The organism is Rhodococcus sp. NPDC076796, from assembly GCF_040702765.1.
Lineage (GTDB): Bacteria > Actinomycetota > Actinomycetes > Mycobacteriales > Mycobacteriaceae > Rhodococcoides.
This window is the reverse complement of sequence record NZ_JBFBMS010000003.1, coordinates 205,300-226,895: the sequence shown is the minus strand read 5'-3', so window position 1 is coordinate 226,895 and position 21,596 is coordinate 205,300. Positions and strand designations below refer to the sequence as shown.

At 66.1% G+C, this 21,596-nt stretch carries 20 protein-coding genes; 19 read left to right on the top strand and 1 reads right to left on the bottom strand.

Translation table 11 applies throughout. From position 1 onward, the window contains the following. Positions 1 to 100: 100 nt before the first annotated feature. From thrS to pdxS, 7 genes are all read left to right on the top strand, one after another. Positions 101 to 2,161, top strand: a complete 2,061-nt coding sequence (gene thrS / locus AB0366_RS11225; RefSeq protein WP_366244408.1) for a threonine--tRNA ligase — start codon at positions 101 to 103, stop codon at positions 2,159 to 2,161. 2 nt (positions 2,162 to 2,163) lie between these two features. Then, positions 2,164 to 2,706, top strand: coding sequence for an HIT domain-containing protein (locus AB0366_RS11220; RefSeq protein WP_121869988.1), 543 nt, complete (start codon positions 2,164 to 2,166; stop codon positions 2,704 to 2,706). Positions 2,707 to 2,731: 25 nt separating this feature from the next. Then, the gene (gene pgsA, locus AB0366_RS11215) at positions 2,732 to 3,415 is read left to right on the top strand and encodes a phosphatidylinositol phosphate synthase (protein ID WP_366244010.1); all 684 of its coding nucleotides are present in this window, start codon (positions 2,732 to 2,734) and stop codon (positions 3,413 to 3,415) included. After that, the gene (locus AB0366_RS11210; RefSeq protein ID WP_366244009.1) at positions 3,412 to 4,317 is read left to right on the top strand and encodes a phosphatidylinositol mannoside acyltransferase; all 906 of its coding nucleotides are present in this window, start codon (positions 3,412 to 3,414) and stop codon (positions 4,315 to 4,317) included. Before pgsA ends, AB0366_RS11210 begins: the two co-directional genes overlap by 4 nt. Then, the gene (locus AB0366_RS11205; RefSeq protein WP_366244008.1) at positions 4,314 to 5,438 is read left to right on the top strand and encodes a glycosyltransferase family 4 protein; all 1,125 of its coding nucleotides are present in this window, start codon (positions 4,314 to 4,316) and stop codon (positions 5,436 to 5,438) included. The genes AB0366_RS11210 and AB0366_RS11205 overlap by 4 nt, the downstream gene beginning before the upstream one ends. Beyond that, complete coding sequence (locus AB0366_RS11200) at positions 5,438 to 6,463, top strand: NUDIX domain-containing protein (RefSeq protein WP_366244007.1); 1,026 nt, start codon at positions 5,438 to 5,440, stop codon at positions 6,461 to 6,463. The genes AB0366_RS11205 and AB0366_RS11200 overlap by 1 nt, the downstream gene beginning before the upstream one ends. Positions 6,464 to 6,713: 250 nt before the next feature. Beyond that, positions 6,714 to 7,589 (top strand): pyridoxal 5'-phosphate synthase lyase subunit PdxS, encoded by an 876-nt coding sequence (gene pdxS, locus AB0366_RS11195; RefSeq protein WP_032398431.1) that lies wholly within the window; start codon positions 6,714 to 6,716, stop codon positions 7,587 to 7,589. A 10-nt stretch (positions 7,590 to 7,599) separates the two neighbouring features. Here the strand turns inward: pdxS and AB0366_RS11190 are convergent, their stop codons facing one another. After that, complete coding sequence (locus AB0366_RS11190) at positions 7,600 to 8,250, bottom strand: hypothetical protein (protein WP_366244006.1); 651 nt, start codon at positions 8,248 to 8,250, stop codon at positions 7,600 to 7,602. 41 nt (positions 8,251 to 8,291) lie between these two features. Here AB0366_RS11190 and AB0366_RS11185 point away from each other — a divergent pair, with 41 nt between their 5' ends. The 12 genes from AB0366_RS11185 (at position 8,292) to AB0366_RS11130 (ending at position 21,544) form a co-directional block, all read left to right on the top strand. Then, entirely contained in the window at positions 8,292 to 9,143 is an 852-nt protein-coding gene (locus AB0366_RS11185) for an acyl-CoA thioesterase II (protein ID WP_037189431.1), read from the top strand. Continuing rightward, positions 9,140 to 9,742, top strand: a complete 603-nt coding sequence (gene pdxT / locus AB0366_RS11180; RefSeq protein ID WP_366244005.1) for a pyridoxal 5'-phosphate synthase glutaminase subunit PdxT — start codon at positions 9,140 to 9,142, stop codon at positions 9,740 to 9,742. Before AB0366_RS11185 ends, pdxT begins: the two co-directional genes overlap by 4 nt. Positions 9,743 to 9,829: 87 nt before the next feature. Continuing rightward, entirely contained in the window at positions 9,830 to 10,588 is a 759-nt protein-coding gene (locus tag AB0366_RS11175; RefSeq protein WP_128646421.1) for a YebC/PmpR family DNA-binding transcriptional regulator, read from the top strand. A 107-nt stretch (positions 10,589 to 10,695) separates the two neighbouring features. Beyond that, the gene (gene ruvC, locus AB0366_RS11170) at positions 10,696 to 11,313 is read left to right on the top strand and encodes a crossover junction endodeoxyribonuclease RuvC (protein ID WP_037189428.1); all 618 of its coding nucleotides are present in this window, start codon (positions 10,696 to 10,698) and stop codon (positions 11,311 to 11,313) included. Beyond that, positions 11,310 to 11,915: a Holliday junction branch migration protein RuvA gene (gene ruvA / locus AB0366_RS11165; RefSeq protein ID WP_094615219.1), complete on the top strand. Its 606-nt coding sequence runs from the start codon at positions 11,310 to 11,312 to the stop codon at positions 11,913 to 11,915. The genes ruvC and ruvA overlap by 4 nt, the downstream gene beginning before the upstream one ends. 54 nt (positions 11,916 to 11,969) lie before the next feature. After that, positions 11,970 to 12,998, top strand: coding sequence for a Holliday junction branch migration DNA helicase RuvB (gene ruvB, locus AB0366_RS11160; RefSeq protein ID WP_366244407.1), 1,029 nt, complete (start codon positions 11,970 to 11,972; stop codon positions 12,996 to 12,998). 138 nt (positions 12,999 to 13,136) lie between these two features. Then, positions 13,137 to 13,547, top strand: coding sequence for a preprotein translocase subunit YajC (gene yajC, locus AB0366_RS11155; RefSeq protein WP_121869978.1), 411 nt, complete (start codon positions 13,137 to 13,139; stop codon positions 13,545 to 13,547). Positions 13,548 to 13,723: 176 nt separating this feature from the next. Further along, positions 13,724 to 15,532, top strand: a complete 1,809-nt coding sequence (gene secD / locus AB0366_RS11150; RefSeq protein WP_366244004.1) for a protein translocase subunit SecD — start codon at positions 13,724 to 13,726, stop codon at positions 15,530 to 15,532. A 1-nt stretch (position 15,533) separates the two neighbouring features. Next, positions 15,534 to 16,715, top strand: coding sequence for a protein translocase subunit SecF (secF, locus tag AB0366_RS11145; protein ID WP_121869977.1), 1,182 nt, complete (start codon positions 15,534 to 15,536; stop codon positions 16,713 to 16,715). Positions 16,716 to 16,739: 24 nt separating this feature from the next. After that, positions 16,740 to 18,443 carry an ABC transporter substrate-binding protein gene (locus AB0366_RS11140; RefSeq protein ID WP_366244003.1) on the top strand — a complete coding sequence of 568 codons (1,704 nt, stop codon included), beginning with the start codon at positions 16,740 to 16,742 and terminating at the stop codon, positions 18,441 to 18,443. Further along, positions 18,440 to 18,979, top strand: coding sequence for an adenine phosphoribosyltransferase (locus AB0366_RS11135; protein ID WP_128645684.1), 540 nt, complete (start codon positions 18,440 to 18,442; stop codon positions 18,977 to 18,979). Before AB0366_RS11140 ends, AB0366_RS11135 begins: the two co-directional genes overlap by 4 nt. 72 nt (positions 18,980 to 19,051) lie before the next feature. Beyond that, positions 19,052 to 21,544 carry a RelA/SpoT family protein gene (locus AB0366_RS11130; RefSeq protein ID WP_366244001.1) on the top strand — a complete coding sequence of 831 codons (2,493 nt, stop codon included), beginning with the start codon at positions 19,052 to 19,054 and terminating at the stop codon, positions 21,542 to 21,544. The last annotated feature ends 52 nt before the right edge of the window (positions 21,545 to 21,596 follow it).

The window sequence follows — 21,596 nt, the reverse complement described above, 5'->3', positions numbered from 1 at the left end:
TCACGCGTCGCGCTGAGGCCAATCGAGTGGACCGTTGCCGATAGGCTGTCGGAGGCCTTCCTGGCCAGAAGAATCGATCGAGGAGTACATCGCTGTGAGCATGCCCGTTGTCGCCGCCGTTTCGCCCGCCCGCATCATGGTGCCGGCAGGAACGACGGCAGGTACGGCGCTCCGCGACACCGGCCTGCCGAACAAGGGACCCGACGCCGTCGTCGTGGTGCGCGATCCCGACGGCAAGCTCCGTGACCTTTCGTGGGCACCGGAGGGCGACACCGAGGTCGAGCCCGTTCCGGCGAACACCGAGGACGGACGAAGCGTCATCAGGCACTCGGCTGCGCACGTGTTGGCGCAGGCCGTTCAGGAGCTCTTTCCCGACGCCAAGCTGGGCATCGGACCGTTCATCAAGGACGGCTTCTACTACGACTTCGATGTGCAGCAGCCGTTCACTCCCGAGGATCTGACGGCACTCGAGAAGAAGATGAAGCAGATCGTCAAAGCCGGACAGCGGTTCTCTCGTCGGGTGTACGAGTCGGTGGAGCAGGCCCGCGAGGAGTTGGCGAACGAGCCGTACAAGCTCGAGCTGATCGACGACAAGTCCGGCATCGACGATCCCGAGGTCATGGAGGTCGGTGGGGGAGAGCTCACCGCCTACGACAACCTCAATCCCCGGACCGGCGAGCGCATCTGGGGCGATCTGTGCCGCGGACCGCACATCCCCACCACCAAGTACGTGCCCGCGTTCAAGCTCACCCGCAGTTCGGCTGCGTACTGGCGCGGCAATCAGGACAACGCAGGCCTGCAGCGCATCTACGGAACGGCATGGGAGTCCACCGAAGCGCTCGATGCGCATCTCGAGCTGCTGGCCGAGGCGGAGCGCCGCGATCACCGCAAGCTCGGGTCCGAGCTGGACCTGTTCAGCTTCCCCGACGAGCTGGGCTCCGGTCTTCCGGTGTTCCATCCGAAGGGTGGGGTGATCCGGAACGAGCTGGAGAACTACTCGCGCCAGCGGCACATCGAAGAGGGCTACGAGTTCGTCAACACCCCGCACATCACCAAGGGCCATCTGTACGAGGTCTCGGGTCACCTCGATTGGTATCGGGACGGCATGTTCCCGGCGATGCACCTGGACGCCGAACTCGACGAGAACGGCGATGTCCGCAAGCCCGGCCAGGACTACTACCTCAAGCCGATGAACTGCCCGATGCACAACCTGATCTTCCGTTCCCGCGGCCGCTCGTACCGCGAACTGCCGTTGCGTCTGTTCGAGTTCGGTTCGGTCTACCGCTACGAGAAGTCCGGCGTCATCCACGGTCTGACCCGCGTACGCGGGATGACCCAGGACGACGCGCACATCTTCTGCACCCGCGAACAGATGCGCGGCGAGCTCACCAGCACCCTCGAATTCGTTCTCGGGCTGCTCAAGGACTACGGCCTCGACGACTTCTACCTCGAACTCTCCACTCGCAACCCGGAGAAGTCGGTCGGTAGCGACGAGGTCTGGGAAGAAGCGACCAACACCCTCGCCGAGGTGGCGGCGGCGTCGGGACTGAACCTGGTGCCCGATCCGGGTGGTGCTGCGTTCTACGGACCGAAGATCTCGGTGCAGGCCAAGGATGCGCTGGGGCGTACCTGGCAGATGTCGACCATTCAGCTCGACTTCAACCTGCCCGAACGCTTCGAGCTCGAATACACCGGCTCGGGCGGAACCAAGGAGCGACCGGTGATGATTCACCGCGCGCTGTTCGGTTCCATCGAGCGCTTCTTCGGGGTGCTCACCGAGCATTACGCGGGCGCGTTCCCGGCGTGGCTCGCACCGGTCCAGGTCGTCGGCATCCCGGTTGCCGAGGTGTACCAGGACCACCTGTTCGCGGTGGTGAACGAGCTGAAGAAGCGTGGTGTGCGCGCCGAGGTCGATGCCAGTGACGACCGGATGCAGAAGAAGATCTTCAACCAGACGGCGCAGAAGATCCCCTTCATGCTTCTCGCCGGCGAACGCGACGTCGAAGCCGGTGCCGTGAGTTTCCGATTCCGGGACGGCACGCAGGTCAACGGCGTCCCCGTGGCTCAGGCCATCGCTGTCGTCACCGACTGGATCTCGCAGCGCAACAACGCATCACCGACCGCCGAGCTCGTGCAGACCGAACCCGCAGGAGTGAGCTGATCATGTCGGAACAGGACGAGTCGATCGTCGCCACCGGGGCCGGTGAGCCCGATCGGTTGCAGCGACTGTGGACGCCGCACCGGATGTCCTACATCGCCGAGGCTCCCCAGGGCTCGGCGAAGTCGAACGAGCCCTTCTCCGACATTCCCAAGATGAGCGACGAGGACGGTCTGGTCGTCGCACGAGGCGAATCGGTGTACGCGGTACTCAACCTGTATCCCTACAACCCCGGTCACGCGATGATCGTGCCGTACCGCCGCGTTGCGGCACTGGAAGACCTCACGCCCGCGGAGAGCGCCGAGTTGATGGCGTTCACGCAGCAGATGATCCGCGTCATCAAGCGCGTGTCGCGTCCGCACGGGTTCAACGTCGGACTCAACCTCGGCGCTGCCGCGGGCGGGTCGCTGGCCGAGCACCTGCACCAGCACATCGTGCCCCGATGGGGCGGCGACGCGAACTTCATCACCGTGATCAGCGGCGCAAAAGTCATGCCGCAGTTGCTCCGCGACACACGGGCCCTGCTCGCGTCGGCCTGGAACGAATGAACCACAGGCGAGAGGAGCACGCGCCGTGCTGAGCATTTTCGGCCGTGCGCCGGTCTCGAAGGTGACCGCCCCGCTCGGGCGCGCCCTCAACAGCACCGGACTCACCCCCAACTCGGTGACGATCATCGGCACCGTCGTCACCGTCACTGCCGCGGTGACGATGTACCCCGCCGGATACCTGTGGTGGGGTTCGGTCGTCATCACCCTGTTCGTGTTGTTCGACATGCTCGACGGTGCCATGGCGCGGGCTCGGGGCGGTGGCACCAAGTACGGTGCCGTGCTCGACGCGACGTGCGATCGAGTGGCCGACGGTGCGATCTTCGGCGGATTGGCCTGGTGGGCGGTGTATTCCGAGCAGGACAAGCCGCTGCTGGTGGCCACCCTGATCTGCCTGGTCACCTCCCAGGTGATTTCCTACGCCAAGGCGCGGGCCGAGGCCAGTGGACTCTCGGCCGACGGTGGTTGGATCGAACGCCCCGACCGCCTGGTCATCGTTCTCGTCGGAGCCGGATTCACCGGCGTCGGTCGGCATTTCGACATTCCGTGGCTGGACAGCCTGATCTACCCGGCGATGTGGATTCTCGCAGTGCTGAGCATCGTCACCGTGTTCCAGCGGGTTCTCGCAGTCCGTGGATCCGAGGGTGCTCGCGACATCATCGTGCCTCCGGTGGCACCGACAGCCGACGACGGCGACGTGGCCGCGTCGTGAATCTCTCCGACTGGGCGAGCGACGCGGGCTACGCGGCCGGCTGGCGACTGGTCCGGGCTCTGCCCGAGCCTGTGGCACGACGCCTGTTCGATCGCGGGGCCGACTTCGCGTCGACGCGCAACGGTGGTCCGGATCAGTTGCGTCGCAATCTCGCTCGCGTTCTGGGGACCACTCCCGCCGAAGTTCCCGACGAGCTGATTCGCGAGAGCGTCCGCTCCTATGCCCGTTACTGGCGCGAGGCGTTTCGGTTGCCGTCGATGGATCTGGCTGCGCAGGCCGCCGTCATCGATCGATGCGTGAACGGCAAGGAACACCTCGAAGGTGCACTCGGGGCCCGCAAGGGAGTCGTGCTGGCGCTGCCGCACAGCGGCAATTGGGACATGGCCGGAATGTGGCTGGTGCGCACGCACGGTGGGCTCTCGACCGTTGCCGAACGGCTGAAGCCGGAATCGCTCTACCAGCGATTCGTCGCCTATCGGGAGAGCCTGGGCTTCGAGATCTTCCCGCTCAGCGGCGGTGAGCAACCGCCCCTGCTCGCGTTGTCCGAGAGGCTGCGCCAGAACAAGGTCGTCTGCCTGCTCGGCGAGCGCGACCTCGCCAAGCACGGCGTGCCGGTCACCTTCTTCGGTGAACCGACCCGGATGCCCGCGGGCGCGGCGAAACTCGCGATCGACACCGGAGCGACACTGCTGCCGGTCCACGGCTACTTCGACGGCGACGGCTGGGGATTCGACATCTCGCCCGCAGTGGATGTCTCGGCAGGAGTCGGGCCCGCCACCCAGACGTTGGCCGACCATTTCGCTGCCGGCATCCGAGCCCATCCGGCGGACTGGCACATGCTGCAGCCGCTGTGGATGAGCGACTGGTCGGCCGAGCGACGCGCCCGAATCGAGGGCGCGTGAAGATCGGCATGGTGTGCCCGTACTCGTTCGACGTTCCCGGTGGAGTGCAGGCACACGTTCAGCAGTTGGCCGAGGTGTTCATCGAACGCGGACATCGCGTCAGTGTCCTGGCTCCGGCGTCCGACGACGTCGAGTTACCGGATTTCGTGGTGTCGGCGGGCGAGGCACTCGCCATTCCCTACAACGGATCCGTGGCGCGGCTGCGATTCGGACCGGTCACTTATTCTCGAATCCGTAAGTGGATCTCCGACAACGATTTCGACGTGCTGCACATCCACGAACCGAACGCGCCCAGTCTGTCCATGTTGGCGCTCAAGGCCGCCGACGGCCCGATCGTGGCAACCTTCCACACCTCGACGACGAAGTCCTTGGTGCTCAGCACCTTTCAGGGTGTGCTGCGTCCGTACCACGAGAAGATCAGCGGCCGTATCGCCGTGTCCGAACTCGCCCGGCGCTGGCAGGTCGAGGCCCTCGGATCCGACGCCGTCGAGATCCCCAACGGAGTCGACGTGCCCGCATTCGCCGATGCCCCTGTGCTGGAAGGCTATCCACGCACCGGTCGCACAGTGCTGTTTCTCGGCCGGTTCGACGAACCGCGCAAGGGAATGGCCGTCCTGCTCGGCGCACTTCCCACCCTCGTCGAATCCCATCCCGACATCGAGATCCTCATCGTCGGCCGGGGCGACGAAGACAAGCTCCGCAAGGATGCCGGCGCACTCGCATCGCACCTCACGTTCCTGGGGCAGGTGGACGACGCGACCAAGGCATCCGCGATGCGCAGCGCCGACGTCTACTGCGCACCCAACCTCGGCGGTGAGAGCTTCGGCATCGTCCTCGTCGAGGCCATGGCCGCCGGAACGCCGGTGGTGGCAAGCGAACTCGACGCCTTCCGGCGAGTGCTGCGGGACGGCACCTGCGGGCTGCTGGTCCCGATCGACGATTCCGATGCTCTCGCCGCCGCACTGACCTCGATCCTCTCCGACGACGCCGTTCGTGCGCGCCTGGTCGACGCCGCCTCGGTGGCCGTGGCCACCTACGACTGGCCCGTCGTCGCCGAGCAGATCCTGCGTGTCTACGAAACCGTCACCCTCGGGGGCCAGAAGGTGCGGGCGGCGAACTGATGCCCCTCTCGGCACTGACGATCCTGGTACTCGGGCTGGTCGCGGTACTGATCCTCGCGGTCGGCCTGTGGGCCTACGGAACGGCGAACCGACTCGACCGCCTACACGTGCGCACCGACCTCGCCTGGCAGGCACTCGACGCAGCCCTCGCCCGCCGTGCCGTCGTCGCACGCGCGGTGTCCGCTGCCACCCGCGACTCGGCCCCGTCGAGCAGAGAACTTGCCGCACTGGCCGATCGGGCCGAACGCGTCGACCGCTCTCAGCGTGAAGAGGCCGAGAACGCGGTGTCCATGGCGCTGGCGGTCGTCGAACCGAACGCGTTGCCCCCGCAGCTGGTCGCCGAACTGGCCGATGCCGAGGCCCGCGTGCTGATCGCACGACGGTTCCACAACGATGCCGTTCGCGACACCCTCGCCCTGCGCGTCAGACGTCCGGTCCGCTGGTTGCACCTCGGCGGAACCGCGGCCCTGCCGTCGTACTTCGAGATCGCCGAGCGGTCTGCTGCCGCGACGTTCGGCAGCGAGAACCGCGCTACCCCGAGAACGTCCGCGCGGGTGGTGCTGCTCGACGAGCGCGGCCGAGTACTGCTGCTGCGCGGACACGATCCGACGGTTCCCGACACCTTCTTCTGGTTCACCATCGGGGGAGCAGTGGAGAAGGGCGAGTCGCTCCGCGAGGCAGCGGTGCGCGAGGTACACGAGGAGACCGGCCTGACGATCGCTCCGGCCGATCTGCGCGGACCACTGTGGCGTCGGGTTGCGACATTCCCGTTCAACGGAACCCTGATCCGCTCGGAAGAGCTGTTCTTCGCGATCCGAACGCAGGAGTTCGAGCCGCACAGCGCTGGTTTCACCGACTTCGAGCGCCGCACCGTGACCGGCCACCAGTGGTGCACCGAGGCCGACATCCGTGCGCTGAGCGCCGTCGGCGAGAACGTCTATCCCCAGGACCTGGCGGAACTGCTCGACGAGGTCAATGTGGCTCTCGCTCGACGCGGCGACCCGGACGTGCGCGCTATCCGCTAGCAATCTGGACCCTTTTCGTGCAGTCCAGCAATCGTCAAGTGGTTATGGGAAACCGTCGCGTCGAGGCCTACAGTTCTGGGCGCGACTTCGCGCCGCGCGCGATCGTCCACGCGTGCGCGGTCGGACGTGGTCGCACGTATCAATCCGGAGCGCCACGAACGGTGCCCAGAACACAGGAGTCGGCTTGAGTACCCCACACGCATCCACTACACCCGCTGGATCTGCCGAAGGCGGATCGAGCGAGAACGGAATCGGCACCGCGCGCGTCAAGCGAGGCATGGCCGAGATGCTCAAGGGCGGCGTCATCATGGACGTGGTCACCGCCGATCAGGCCAAGATCGCCGAGGACGCCGGAGCAGTGGCCGTCATGGCACTCGAGCGCGTCCCCGCCGACATCCGCGCCCAGGGCGGGGTGTCGCGCATGAGCGATCCCGACATGATCGACAGCATCATCTCCTCGGTCAGCATCCCGGTGATGGCGAAGGCCCGCATCGGCCACTTCGTCGAAGCGCAGATTCTGCAGAGCCTCGGCGTCGATTACATCGACGAGTCCGAGGTGCTCACCCCGGCCGACTACGCCAACCACATCGACAAGTGGAACTTCACCGTTCCCTTCGTCTGTGGTGCCACCAACCTGGGTGAGGCAATGCGCCGAATCACCGAGGGAGCGGCCATGATTCGTTCCAAGGGCGAGGCCGGCACCGGCGACGTCTCGAACGCGACGACGCACATGCGCAAGATCCGCGACGAGATCCGTCGCCTCACCTCGCTCCCCGAGGACGAGCTGTACGTGGCGGCAAAAGAACTGCAGGCCCCGTACGACCTCGTCGTCGAGGTCGCCCGGGCCGGCAAGCTGCCCGTCACACTGTTCACCGCGGGCGGCATCGCCACTCCCGCAGACGCGGCGATGATGATGCAGCTCGGTGCCGAGGGCGTGTTCGTCGGATCGGGAATCTTCAAGTCCGGCAACCCCAAGGAGCGCGCCGAGGCGATCGTCAAGGCCACCACGTTCTTCGACGACCCCGATGTGCTCGCCAAGGTCTCGCGCGGTCTCGGCGAGGCGATGGTCGGAATCAACGTCGACGACCTCCCCGTCGGACACCGTCTCGCCGAGCGCGGCTGGTGACGTACGTCCGTCAGTAGCGTTCGAGTGCCGGGCGGTCCGGATGGTCCCAGCGGACCAGAAAATCCGGCCGCTCGGCCGAGTGGTCGAGGCCGTCGTAGTACTCGAGCAGTGGGGCGCAGGTCCACTGATCGTCGGCGCTGGTTCTGCGGCGTAATGCGCTCGCGGACAGGCGTAGCTGCACCGACAGATCGACGTTCAATCCCCGACCGAGCAGCATGGGTCCCGCGATCAGGACGATCTGATTTGCTGCCGCCGAGGCGCTGCGGGCCCGAGCCGATCGGTCGGTCGCCTCATCCCACAGTCGCGGTAGAAAGTGACCTCCGCCACCGGGTCGCAGCGGGGCGATGACCTCTCGAACGAGGGCGTCGTAGTCGAACCACAGTGTGCGATAGCTCAATTCGTCGGTGCGCGAGTACTCGAATCGAATGGACGCAGGTCGGACGTAGTCGTGCAGGTCGACGACGGCAGCCGGACGGCCCCGAGAGCGGGCGTGTTCGGCTGTGCGCGTTGCGAAGTCGACCGGCCGCGCGGCATCCGCGCCGTCGATGACGACGATCGATCGGGTCCCGTCCGGGCACGAATCGACGATCGACTCCACGAGAAGATCGGGAAATATCGGCACCGGTTGACCCACACCGACCATCTTGCCTGGTCCGTCCATTGTTAGCCTGAGCCGTTGTCACAGAAAGGTGGACACCAGCCATGGCCAGCATCGAGGACATTCTCGAATTGGAACGGATCGAGAACGACATCTATCGGGGACGGACTTTCCCTTCTCGGCTGCCCCGTACGTTCGGCGGTCAGGTGGCGGGTCAGGCGCTCGTCGCGGCGGTGCGCACAGTGGCACCCGAGTTTCGTGTGCACTCGCTGCACGGCTACTTCCTGCGTCCAGGCAATCCGAACGAACCGGCCGTGTTCATGGTCGACCGGATTCGCGACGGACGGTCTTTCTGCACGCGTCGCGTCACCGGAATTCAGCACGGCAAGGCGATTTTCACGATGTCTGCCTCGTTCCACGGCGACGACGACGGCATTTCGCATCAGGACGTCATGCCCGAGGTCGTGGGGCCGGACAGCCTGCCCGATCCCACCACCCTCGCCGAGTACGACCACTCGTACTACAAGGAATGGTCGGAATGGGACATCCGTCTCATTCCCGATGACCAGACCGTCAAACATCCCAGTTTCGCTGCGCAGCAACGGGTGTGGTTCCGCTACCGGGACACGTTGCCCGACGATCAGGTGTTCCACGTCTGCGCACTCGCCTACATGAGCGACATGACGCTGCTCGGATCGGCCAAGGTGCCACACCCGGACGCCGTCACGCAGACGGCTTCGCTCGATCACGCGCTGTGGTTCCTGCGGCCCTTCCGGGCAGACGAATGGTTGCTCTACGACCAGACGTCCCCTTCCGCGGATTTCGGGCGGGCACTGACGCAGGGACGAATCTTCGACACGTCCGGCCGGCTGGTCGCCGCGGTGGTGCAGGAAGGGCTCATGCGTTACGAGCGGGATCCCGACGCGCCCCATGTCGATCCCTTCGGGCGCAAGTGAACGCTCCGACCATCGGAGTTCTCGCACTGCAGGGCGACGTTCGCGAACACCTGGCTGCGCTCGACTCGAGCGGTGCGCGCGGTGTCACGGTGCGTCGGCCGGCCGAGCTCGCGCAGATCGACGGACTGATCATCCCCGGCGGGGAATCGACGACCATGAGCACTCTGCTCGGCGTGTTCGACCTTCTCGATCCACTGCGCGCTCGGCTGGCCGAGGGGTTGCCCGCCTACGGTTCGTGCGCGGGCATGATTCTGCTGGCATCCGAGATCCTCGATACCCGACCCGACGCCCGGCATCTCGATTCTCTCGACATCACCGTGCGGCGCAACGCTTTCGGTCGTCAGGTCGATTCCTTCGAGACCGATCTCGACGTCACCGGCATCGACGGTGGACCGGTGCGCGCGGTGTTCATCCGCGCGCCGTGGGTCGAGCGGGTGGGCGAACACGTCGAAGTGCTCGCCACCGTGCCGCACGGACCGGCCGCCGGACGCGTGGTGGCCGTTCGCCAGAACTCCGTTCTCGCGACGAGCTTTCATCCCGAGGTCACCGGCGACGATCGAGTGCACGCCCTCTTCGTCGACATGGTGCGAGGCCGCTAGAACCTTCGATGGTCGGTCGGTGCCGAGCGCGGTAGCGGGCGAGTAAAGTCGACAACACTGATTTCGAGCAGGAAGGGGCCCTATCGCATGAGCGGCCACTCAAAATGGGCCACCACCAAGCACAAGAAGGCGGTGATCGACGCCCGACGCGGCAAGTCTTTCGCCAAGCTCATCAAGAACATCGAGGTGGCGGCCCGCACGGGTGGCGGTGACCCCACCGGCAACCCGACGCTCTTCGACGCCATTCAGAAGGCGAAGAAGACCTCGGTGCCCATCGACAACATCGAGCGGGCGCGCAAGCGAGGTGCAGGCGAAGAGACCGGTGGTGCCGATTGGCAGACCATCATGTACGAGGGCTACGGACCCAACGGTGTCGCGATTCTCATCGAGTGCCTCACCGACAACCGCAACCGCGCCGCAGGCGAGGTTCGTGTCGCGATGACGCGCAACGGCGGAAACATGGCCGATCCGGGTTCGGTGTCGTACCTGTTCTCGCGCAAGGGTGTGGTGACCCTCGAGAAGAACGGTCAGAGCGAGGACGACGTTCTGATGGCCGTCCTCGAAGCCGGTGCCGAGGAAGTCAACGACAACGGCGACACGTTCGAGGTCGTCAGCGAGCCGACCGACCTGGTCGCCGTGCGCACCGCCTTGCAGGAGGCCGGGATCGACTACGACTCCGCCGAGGCGAGCTTCCAGGCGTCGGTCAACGTCCCGGTCGACGCGGACGGTGCACGCAAAGTGTTCAAGCTCATCGATGCACTCGAGGACAGTGACGACGTCCAGAACGTGTGGTCCAACGTCGACCTCTCCGACGAGGTCATGGCGGAGCTCGACCAGGAGGACTGACGCCCCTCGCGTCCGACGACGTGATCGACCGGGTGTCGTATCCCTGATCCGACGGTGGGCTCCGCTACGCTATCGAACAACAGTTCGTAAGCGGAAGGTGTGGTGGCGTGCGGGTTATGGGTGTCGACCCCGGTCTCACCAGGTGTGGGCTCAGTCTGATCGAGGGGGGCGTGGGCCGAACGGTGGTCGCGCTCGATGTCGATGTGGTGCGAACGCCCGCGGACATGGATCTCGCGCAGCGTTTGCTGCGGATCTCCGAGGCCGCGGAGTACTGGCTCGATACCCACAAGCCCTCGGTGGTGGCGATCGAGCGAGTCTTCGCCCAACACAACGTGCGTACGGCCATGGGCACGGCCCAGGCCGGCGGTGTCATCGCCCTCGCGGCGGCCAGGCGGGGCGTCGACGTCTGCTTTCACACTCCCAGTGAGGTCAAGGCAGCCGTCACGGGCAACGGCTCGGCCGACAAGGCTCAGGTGACCGCGATGGTCATGCGCATTCTCGGTCTGCAGACTGCGCCGACTCCCGCCGACGCGGCCGACGCCCTGGCCCTCGGCATCTGTCATTGCTGGCGAGCGCCCATGATCGCCCGGATGGCGAAGGCCGAAGCCATGGCCGCCGAACAGAAACGCAAGTACGACGCGCGTCTGGCCGAGGAGCGCAAGGCTCGCGCCGTCGTGGCGCGCAGGATCGAGAAAATGGCGAAGAAGGAGGCGGGCGCACGATGATCGCGTCGATCAGGGGTTCGGTGGTCGACATCGCGCTCGATCACACCGTCCTCGAGGCCGCGGGCGTCGGGTACCGAGTCAACGCCACTCCGGCGACGTTGGCCACGCTGCATCGGGGGAGCGAAGCAACCCTCCTGACGACCATGATCGTGCGCGAGGATTCGCAGACGCTGTACGGATTCCCCGACAAGGAGTCGCGTGAGCTGTTCGAGTTGCTCCTCACCGTGACCGGCGTCGGCCCGCGAATCGCCATGGCGACTCTTGCCGTGCACGAGCCCGACGCGCTGCGAACGGCCTTGGCGGACAGTGATATCGGAGCCCTCACCAGAGTTCCCGGTATCGGCAAGCGCGGCGCGGAGAGAATGGTCGTCGAGTTGCGCGACAAGGTCGACGCGGTCGTCGGACGCGCCGGGAGCTCGGCCGTGCCGGGATCCGGTGCGGGCAATTCGATGCGAGACCAGATCGTCGAAGCGCTGATCGGTCTCGGATTCCCCACCAAGCAGGCCGAGGAAGCCACCGACGCGGTCCTCGCTCAGCAGCCCGAGGCCACCACGTCGACCGCGCTGAGGTCGGCGCTGGCGTACCTCGGGAAGTCCAGGTAGGCGCGGGTGTCCGAGGAAGACCAGTTCGCCGAATCCCAGGTCGGTGCGGACGCGATGTCCGACGATCTGGATGTCGAGACGAGTCTGCGTCCGAAGAACCTCACCGATTTCATCGGTCAACCTCGCGTACGGGAGCAGCTCCAGCTCGTGTTGTCGGGGGCCAAGATGCGCGGCGGCACCCCCGATCACATCCTCATGTCCGGGCCGCCGGGCCTCGGCAAGACCAGTATGGCGATGATCATCGCCGCCGAGCTGGGAACCTCGCTTCGACTCACGTCGGGTCCGGCGCTCGAGCGCGCAGGAGATCTCGCGGCGATGCTCAGCAACCTGGTCGAAGGCGACGTGCTGTTCATCGACGAGATCCATCGCATCGCCCGTCCGGCCGAGGAAATGCTGTACCTGGCGATGGAGGACTTCCGCGTCGACGTCATCGTCGGCAAGGGGCCGGGCGCGACGTCGATTCCCCTCGAGGTTGCGCCGTTCACCCTCGTCGGTGCCACCACCAGGTCGGGTGCGCTCACCGGCCCACTGCGAGATCGGTTCGGATTCGTGGCGCACATGGATTTCTACGAGCCGAGCGAACTCGAGCGCATCCTCATGCGGTCGGCGGGAATTCTGGGCGTGCCGATCGACCGGGACGGCTGCGCGGAGATCGCCGGGCGCTCGCGCGGCACCCCCCGAATCGCGAACCGACTGCTCCGGCGAGTCCGCGACTACGCGGACGTGCGCGGCGACGGCACCGTCACCCAGGACACCGCGAAGGCCGCCCTGGTGGTCTACGACGTCGACAAACTCGGGCTCGACCGACTCGACCGCGCAGTACTGAGCGCGCTCGTCCGGAGCTTCGGCGGCGGGCCGGTCGGTGTGTCGACACTGGCCGTGGCCGTCGGCGAGGAACCGTCGACGGTCGAGGAAGTGTGCGAGCCGTTCCTCGTGCGTGCCGGAATGATCGCCCGCACCCCCCGGGGGCGTGTCGCGACCGCTGCTGCGTGGCAACACCTCGGTCTGACGCCGCCGCCGGACCTTGCAGTGGGTGGAATTTCGGTCCGATCCTCGGAGGTCCAGCAGGGATTATTCGAATGAATCGGGCACAACAGGACACGAACGGACCGGACCGGTTCCAGGTAATGGCACACTGGGTAGCTGCGAGGCCCGCACCGGCGACGTTCTCGCACGAGACAATGACGTATTTCGAACCCGACTTCGAGGACTGACCTTCCGATGGATTTGCTGTTCCCGCTGCTGATCGTGGCCCTTCTGGTACCGCTGTTTCTCAATGCGCGTCGACAGAAGAAGGTGTTGGCCAAGACCACGGAAATGCAGGACTCGCTGAAGATCGGCGACGAGGTCGTCACGACCGCCGGCCTGTACGCCCGTGTCGTCCTGGTCGAGGACGACACGATCGACCTGGAGATCGCCGACGGCGTGATCACCACCTGGTCGCGTGCAGTGGTACGTGAGGTGCTGCCCGACGACTCCGAGTTCGACGACACCGACCTCGACGCCACCACCGAGGCGGACATCGCGGCCCTCGGCTCGAACGACACCGCGGGACCGTCCCTGAACAAGGCCAACGCGAGTCGACCGGACGAGACCGTCGAGCAGACGGCCAAGAGGCTCGAAAAAGAGTGAGCTCGATGTGATCGAAACCGCTGTCGGAGACAGTATCCGGCAGCGGTTTTCTCTGCGGTGACCGATGTGGTGCACAATCGCACCGCTCACCGCTGACACGCTCATCGTTGACACATCGGGCCGTCAGGCCCCGCAGGAACCGATACTTTCCATCGCCCAGAGGAGAAACACACACCGTGGCACCTTCCAGCGGACCGGTGCAGCCCGCCCGCTATCTCGCCGTTTTCGCGGTGCTGATGGCAGCGGTGTACGCCATGGTCTTCTTCACCGGAGACAAAGATCCCTCGCCGAAGTTGGGTATCGACCTGCAGGGCGGCACGCGCGTGACACTCACCGCGCGGACCCCCGACGGCAATGCGCCGACGCAGGACAGCCTGCAGCAGGCGCAGCAGATCATCGAGACTCGGGTGAACGGTCTCGGTGTCACCGGGTCCGAGGTGGTCGTCGACGGCGACAACCTGGTCATCACGGTGCCCGGTGACGACAGCTCCCAGGCGCGCACCCTCGGGCAGACCGCGCGACTGTTCATCCGGCCCGTGGTGGGATCGGTTGCTCCGTCCGCGGGCGAGGGTGCAGGTACGCAGCAGACCCCGGTCGACCCGGCCGCGCCGGTCGATCCGGCGGCACCGGCAGACCCCGCGGCACCGGCGGACCCTGCCGCCTCTGCGGACCCGGCTGCGCCCGCAGACCCGGCCACCCCGCAGAACCGTGTGTTCCCGGCGCAGGATCCGACGACGGTCGATCCGAGTCCCGCTCCCGCCACGGATGCACCTGCCACCGATGCGCCTGCTACCGACGCACCGGCGGCCGACGACCCCGCCACCGATGCGTCGCTGTCCGACGCAGAACGTGCGGCCCAGGAGATCTCCGACGCCAGAGCACTCCGGCAGAGCGAGGATCCGCAGATCCAACAGCTGGCCATGCAGTCCCTCGACTGCAACGCCGCCGACCCGCTCGCCGGCAACGACGATCCGGCGCTGCCCCTCGTGGCGTGCTCGACCGACGGAACAGCCGTCTACCTGCTGGGTCCCACGATCATCGACGGCCAGCAGATATCCGACGCGACCTCCGGATTCGACAGTCAGCAGGCCCAGTTCCAGGTGAGCCTGACCTTCGACACGGACGGCTCGAACACCTGGGCGCAGTTCACCGCGGCCAATCTGCAGAAGCAGGCTGCGTTCGTACTGGACTCGAAGGTGATCAGCGCTCCGGTCATCCAGGGGGCCACGCCCGCGGGCAGCGCCACCTCGATCACCGGCAACTTCAACAACCAGACCGCGTCCGAGCTCGCCAACACCCTCAAGTACGGCTCCCTGCCGCTGTCCTTCGTCTCCTCGGAGGCCGAAACGGTCTCGGCAACGCTGGGATTGGCCTCGCTCGACGCCGGCCTGATCGCCGGTGCCATCGGTCTGGCGCTCGTGCTGGTGTACTGCCTGCTCTACTACCGCGCCCTCGGCCTGCTCACGGCGCTGTCGTTGGTACTGGCCGGTCTGGTCGTCTACGGGATCATCGTTCTGCTGGGTAGATGGATCAACTTCACGCTCGACCTCGCCGGCATCGCCGGCCTGATCATCGGTATCGGTATGACCGCGGACTCGTTCGTCGTGTTCTTCGAGCGCATCAAGGACGAGATCCGGGAAGGCCGCAGCTTCCGGTCGGCGGTTCCTCGCGGTTGGGCACGCGCACGCAAGACCATTCTGTCGGGCAACGCGGTCAGCTTCATCGCGGCCGCGGTGCTCTACGTGCTGGCCATCGGTCAGGTCCGCGGCTTCGCGTTCACCCTCGGTCTGACGACGATCCTGGACATCATCGTCGTGGTGCTGGTGACCTGGCCGCTGGTGTACCTCGCGTCGAAATCCAAGTTCTGGTCCAAGCCGTCCGTCAACGGGCTCGGTGCCGTCCAGCAGATCGCTGCGGAGCGCAAGCGCGCGGCCAACAAGGCTCTCGCCGTGAAGACCGGCACTGCGCCGTCGAAGGAGGCATGACATGTCGGACACGACCACGTCGACCCCATCGCCCCTCGACGATTCGGGAGTCGATCAATCCACCCAGCCCAAGCACAGCTGGCTGTCCCGGCTGTACACCGGCACCGGTGCCTTCGACATCATCGGTCGTCGCCGGTTCTACTACATCCTCACCGGCGTCATCGTTCTGGTGTGCCTGCTGAGCTTCCTGGTGCGTGGCTTCACCCTCGGTATCGATTTCGAGGGTGGAACTCGCATCGCGCTGCCCGCCGCCGACAACATCTCCACCGAGCAGGTCGAGACCGTCTACAACGACTCGCTCGGGATGGCACCGGTGTCGGTGCAGACCGTCGGATCCGGGGCAGCGGCAACGGTGCAGATCCGCTCCGAGGCACTCGACCCCGCCGAAGTGGACAGCCTGCGTCAGGCACTGTTCGAGGCATTCCAGCCGCAGAACAACTCGGGCACCGCCACACCCAACGCCATCAGTGTGTCCGACGTCAGTGAGACCTGGGGAAGCCAGATCACCCAGAAAGCGCTGATCGCGCTCGCGGTCTTCCTGGTCGTCGTCAGCATCTACATCGCCGTTCGATACGAACGGGACATGGCCTTGGCATCCCTGGCCGCCCTGGCCTTCGACCTCCTGGTGACCGCGGGCGTGTACTCACTCGTCGGGTTCGAGGTGACTCCGGCGACGGTGATCGGTCTGCTGACGATTCTCGGTTTCTCCCTGTACGACTCTGTGGTGGTGTTCGACAAGGTCGAGGAGAACACCCGCGGCATCCTCAACCTGCATCGCAAGACGTTCGCGGAGCAGGCCAACCTGGCCGTCAACCAGACCCTGATGCGCTCGATCAACACGACCGTGATCGGTGTGCTGCCGGTGCTTGCGTTGATGGTCGTGGCGGTCTGGTTGCTGGGAGTCGGCACGCTGAAGGATCTGGCGCTGGTGCAGCTCGTGGGCATGATCGTCGGTGCCTACTCGTCGATCTTCTTCGCCACTCCGTTGCTGGTGACGCTCAAGGAGAAGTGGGGCCCTGTCGCAGCTCACACGCGCAAGGTCCACGCCAAGCGCGCCGAAGCAGCAGCTCGCGCAGCCGGTCTCGCTCCGGAGCCGGTGGCCGTCGGCGTGGCCGCCCCGAAGGCGTCGGCTCCGCAGCCGGGCAACCGCCCCACCGGTAAGCGGAACAAGAAGCGTCGGTAGAACCACCCTCGACAGGGACGGAGAGTGCACGTGAAACGCAGGTGGAGCGCGGCACTGGTAGCAGCGAGTGTCGGCGCGGTGTCCATCACCGCGTGTTCGTCGCCCGAGGACAAGGTGCCCTCGATCGGTTACTCGTTCGACAACGTGGTGAACACCTACAACGCGAGGACCGTCGACGGCGCGGCGTCGGGAGCCCGGCAGGCCTTCACTCGGGTGCAGGTGGGCTTCAGCTACCTCGGGCCCGAGGGAGACGCATTGTCGGACAACGACATCGGAACAGTGTCCGTCGTTCCCGGCGACACCTTGACCGTGCAGTACTCCATCGCCCCCGCCGCGACGTACTCGGACGGTGCGCCGATGGCCTGCGATGACCTGGTGTTGGCCTGGGCGGCGAACAGCGGAAGATTCGCCACCGACCGCCCCCTGTTCGACGCGGCGTCGACGGCCGGGTACTCCGACATCCAGCGCATCGATTGCGTTCCGGGGGCGAAGGAAGCCACGGTCGTCTTCGCGTCCGGCCGCAGCTACCAGAACTGGCGTGCCCTGTTCGGAGCCACCGACCTGCTACCGGCACATGTCGCGGCTCGGGCAGCGGGCGTGCCGAACGTCGTCGATCCCATCCTGGCCGAGGACGACGATGCGGTGAGCCGCATCGCCGACTTCTGGAACACCGGATGGACCCTGACGCCGGGCTCGATCGACCTTTCGCTGCTGCCCTCGGCCGGTCCGTACCGCATCGAGTCGTACACCGCCGAGGACGGTCTCGTGCTCGTCGCGAACGACGCCTGGTGGGGAATCCCACCCGAGACCGGGCAAGTTGTCGTCTGGCCCAAAGGCACGGACCTGGCCGCGAAGTCTGCGGACGGATCGCTGGACGTGGTCGACCACGGTGCCGGTGCCGTCGATCTCGGGCCCACCGAGGGATTCACGACCACCGAGGAACCGTCGCGAGGCGTCGAGCAGTTGACGTTCGCAACCCAGGGGGTGCTGGCCGACGCGAGTGCACGTCGAGCAGTGGCCGCGTGCATCCCGAGATCGGATCTGTTCGACACACTGGGTCATCCCGGTTCCGAGGCGGCAGCTGCGGGTCTGGGCTCGGGCGTCGTCGACTCTCGTCTCGTCCAGCCCGACACGCTCGAGTACCCGTCGGTCGCAACGGTGGTGGGCGATCGGTACCAGCGCTCGGACCTCGACCAGGCGAGCCGAGAACTGGAGGCGGCGGGCGAGGACGCTCTGACCGTTCGTGTCGGCTACCGGGGGCCGGACGCACGCCGCGCTCAGGTGGTGAGCCGCATGGCTGCCGATTGCGCTGCCGCGGGCATCACCGTCGAGGACGCGAGCTCACCGGACTTCACACCGTCCGCACTGCGGGCGGGGGCGGTCGACGCCGTCCTCGGTAGCAGCGGATCGCTTCCCGGACCGTCGGGTTCGGCTGCCGCAGTCACCGCACGGTATTCGTTGCGGACGGGCATCGGTACGAACGTCGGCGGATACAGCAACGGCAGAATCGATGCCATCGTCGATCAGTTGGCGGTGACCGACGATCCCGAGCGCATCCTGGCGTTGGCCACCGAGGGCGAGAACATCCTGTGGAACGACATGCCGTCGCTTCCCCTGTACAACGAGCCGCGTACCACCGTCGTCAGTGACGGCATGCAGGACGTGGTGCCCAACCCGACGGCCGCAGGTGCCGGATGGAACATGGATCGGTGGGTGCTTCTTCGATGAACGACGCAGGAGATCGAGTGGGTGCGGCCGCCGCGGTGACCAGGCTGACGCGGTGGGTCGACGACTTCCCCGTCCCCGGTGTGCGCTTCGGCGATCTGACGCCGGTGTTCGCCGACGGCCCTGCGCTACGCAGCGTGGTGTCGGAACTGGCTCTGGGTTTCGAGGACGTCGACCTGGTGGCGGGAATCGACGCACGGGGATTCCTGCTGGGGGCCGGGGTTGCTCTCGAACTCGGGTGCGGTGTGCTCGCGGTGCGCAAGGCGGGCAAGTTGCCGCCTCCGGTGCATTCACGGTCGTACGAACTCGAGTACGGAACCGCCGCACTGCAGATCCCGACTGCGATCGACGTGGCCGGAAAACGTGTGCTGGTGGTCGACGACGTACTGGCGACCGGCGGTACCGTCGACGCGACGGCTCGGTTGTTGGCCGAGCAGGGGGCGGTGATCGCCGGCGCTGCTGTCGTTCTCGAGATCGCCGTCCTGGGCGGGCGCGACAAGTGCAGTGGCTACCCGCTCGGCTGCCTGGTTCGGGTATGAGGACTAAAGTCTCTCTCACAATGCGTTGACGTTTCGACGACAGCGCGGAACGTGTGGCAGGAGGTGATGAGAGTGACCCGTTACATCGATCAGCCCTTGCCCGATCGGCCTGCCGTCCCCGAGCGGCCCGCAGTTGCCGATCGGACCGGAGTTACCGATCGGACCGGTGTCGACGTCGTCACGACCGACGAGTCCGCGTCCGGTGATGCCCGCCCGGCCGTCGACACTCCGGTTACCCACGCCCCGGTTCCCCACGACCCGGCGGCGACCGATTCGCAGGCTCCGTCGGGGACCCGTAATTCGGCACCTGTCCCTACCTCGGCATCGCGGCGGGTGCGAGCACGTCTGGCGCGCCGCATCACCGCTGGCCGCAGCGCGGCGGTCAAGCCGGTGCTCGAGCCACTCGTCAGCCTGCACCGTGAGCTCTATCCCAAGGCCGATCTGACGTTGCTGCAGCGGGCCTACGACGTAGCGGACGAGCTGCATGCCTCGCAGATGCGCAAGTCCGGCGATCCCTACATCACGCATCCGCTCGCCGTGGCCAATATTCTGGCCGAGCTGGGGATGGACACGACCACCCTGGTTGCGGCGCTGCTCCACGACACGGTCGAAGACACCGGATACTCGCTCGCCAAGCTGACCGAGGAATTCGGCGACGAGGTGTCCCATCTCGTGGACGGAGTGACCAAGCTCGACAAGGTCGTGCTCGGAACTGCAGCCGAGGGCGAGACGATCCGCAAGATGATCATCGCGATGGCGCGAGATCCGCGGGTGTTGGTCATCAAGGTCGCCGACCGGTTGCACAACATGCGCACCATGCGGTTCCTGCCCCCGGAGAAGCAGGCGCGCAAAGCCAAAGAGACGCTGGAAGTCATTGCGCCGCTTGCCCATCGGCTCGGAATGGCCACGGTCAAGTGGGAGCTCGAAGACCTGGCGTTCGCGATTCTTCATCCCAAGAAGTACGACGAGATCGTGCGTCTCGTCGCCGATCGTGCGCCGTCCCGCGACACCTACCTCGAGAAGGTTCGGGCCGAGATCAACGCGACACTCGCCGCGTCGAGAATCAGTGCGGTCGTCGAGGGTCGCCCGAAGCACTACTGGTCGATCTACCAGAAGATGATCGTCAAGGGCCGCGACTTCGACGACATCCACGACCTCGTTGGCGTTCGCATCCTGTGCGACGAGATTCGTGACTGCTACGCCGCTGTCGGTGTGGTGCATTCGCTGTGGCAGCCGATGGCGGGCCGTTTCAAGGACTACATCGCGCAGCCGCGTTACGGCGTCTACCAGTCGCTGCACACCACGGTGATCGGCCCCGAGGGCAAGCCCCTCGAGGTGCAGATCCGTACGCGGGACATGCACCGAACAGCCGAGTTCGGCATCGCTGCGCACTGGCGGTACAAGGAGACCAAGGGCAAGCATTCGCAGGACAACGCCGAGGTCGACGACATGGCGTGGATGCGCCAGCTGCTCGACTGGCAGCGAGAAGCCGCGGATCCGGGGGAGTTCCTCGAGTCGCTGCGCTACGACCTCGCAGTCAAGGAGATCTTCGTCTTCACTCCCAAGGGCGATGTCGTCACCCTGCCCGCCGGATCGTGTCCGGTCGACTTCGCGTACGCCGTGCACACCGAGGTGGGGCATCGTTGCATCGGCGCGCGGGTCAACGGTCGACTCGTCGCACTGGAACGGACTCTGGACAACGGTGAAGTGGTCGAGGTGTTTACCTCGAAAGCCGCCACCGCCGGTCCGAGTCGGGACTGGCAGGGGTTCGTCGCCTCACCGCGAGCCAAGACCAAGATTCGCCAGTGGTTCGCCAAGGAGCGCCGCGAGGAAGCCCTGGAGGCAGGCAAGGACGGTATCGCCAAGGAGGTTCGTCGAGGCGGACTTCCCTTGCAGCGCTTGATGAATGCCGAGTCCATGTCGGCGATCGCGCACGAGCTACGGTACGTCGACGTCTCCGCGCTCTACACCGCGGTCGGCGAGAACCATGTATCCGCTCGCCACGTGGTGCAGCGCCTGGTCGCCCATCTCGGGGGCGTCGGCGACGTCGAGGAAGAGCTCGCCGAGCGGTCGACACCGTCGACCATCCCCACTCGACCCCGTCAGGTCGGCGACGCGGGTGTGCTGGTCACCGGTGCCGAGGGCGTCGTCGCGAAGCTCGCGAAGTGCTGCACTCCGGTGCCGGGAGACGAGATCCTCGGATTCGTCACCCGTGGTGGATCGGTGAGTGTCCACCGCACCGACTGCACCAACGCACGATCGCTCGAAGAGCAATCCGAACGGTTCATCGAGGTTCAGTGGGCACCCTCGGCGTCCTCGGTGTTCCTGGTCGCCATCCAGATCGAGGCACTCGACCGCCACCGACTGCTCTCCGACGTCACCAAGGCGCTCGCCGACGAGAAGGTCAACATCCTCTCGGCGTCGGTCGCCACGTCGGGGGACCGAGTGGCGATCAGCAAGTTCACCTTCGAGATGGGCGATCCGAAGCACCTCGGGCATGTGCTGAACGTCGTGCGCAACGTCGAGGGCGTGTACGACGTGTACCGCCTGACGTCGGCCGCCTGAGAGGTCCGGACAACGACGAGAGGGTGAGCAGAGAATCTCTGCTCACCCTCTC

Bases quoted from the DNA above. Each gene is read 5' to 3' on its own strand.
- thrS (WP_366244408.1), top strand. From the start codon at position 101: ATGCCCGTTGTCGCCGCCGTTTCGCCCGCCCGCATCATGGTGCCGGCA.
- AB0366_RS11220 (WP_121869988.1), top strand. From the start codon at position 2,164: ATGTCGGAACAGGACGAGTCGATCGTCGCCACCGGGGCCGGTGAGCCC.
- AB0366_RS11200 (WP_366244007.1), top strand. From the start codon at position 5,438: ATGCCCCTCTCGGCACTGACGATCCTGGTACTCGGGCTGGTCGCGGTA.
- AB0366_RS11190 (WP_366244006.1), bottom strand. From the start codon at position 8,250: ATGGACGGACCAGGCAAGATGGTCGGTGTGGGTCAACCGGTGCCGATA.
- AB0366_RS11185 (WP_037189431.1), top strand. From the start codon at position 8,292: ATGGCCAGCATCGAGGACATTCTCGAATTGGAACGGATCGAGAACGAC.
- AB0366_RS11175 (WP_128646421.1), top strand. From the start codon at position 9,830: ATGAGCGGCCACTCAAAATGGGCCACCACCAAGCACAAGAAGGCGGTG.
- ruvA (WP_094615219.1), top strand. From the start codon at position 11,310: ATGATCGCGTCGATCAGGGGTTCGGTGGTCGACATCGCGCTCGATCAC.
- ruvB (WP_366244407.1), top strand. From the start codon at position 11,970: ATGTCCGACGATCTGGATGTCGAGACGAGTCTGCGTCCGAAGAACCTC.
- yajC (WP_121869978.1), top strand. From the start codon at position 13,137: ATGGATTTGCTGTTCCCGCTGCTGATCGTGGCCCTTCTGGTACCGCTG.
- secF (WP_121869977.1), top strand. From the start codon at position 15,534: ATGTCGGACACGACCACGTCGACCCCATCGCCCCTCGACGATTCGGGA.
- AB0366_RS11135 (WP_128645684.1), top strand. From the start codon at position 18,440: ATGAACGACGCAGGAGATCGAGTGGGTGCGGCCGCCGCGGTGACCAGG.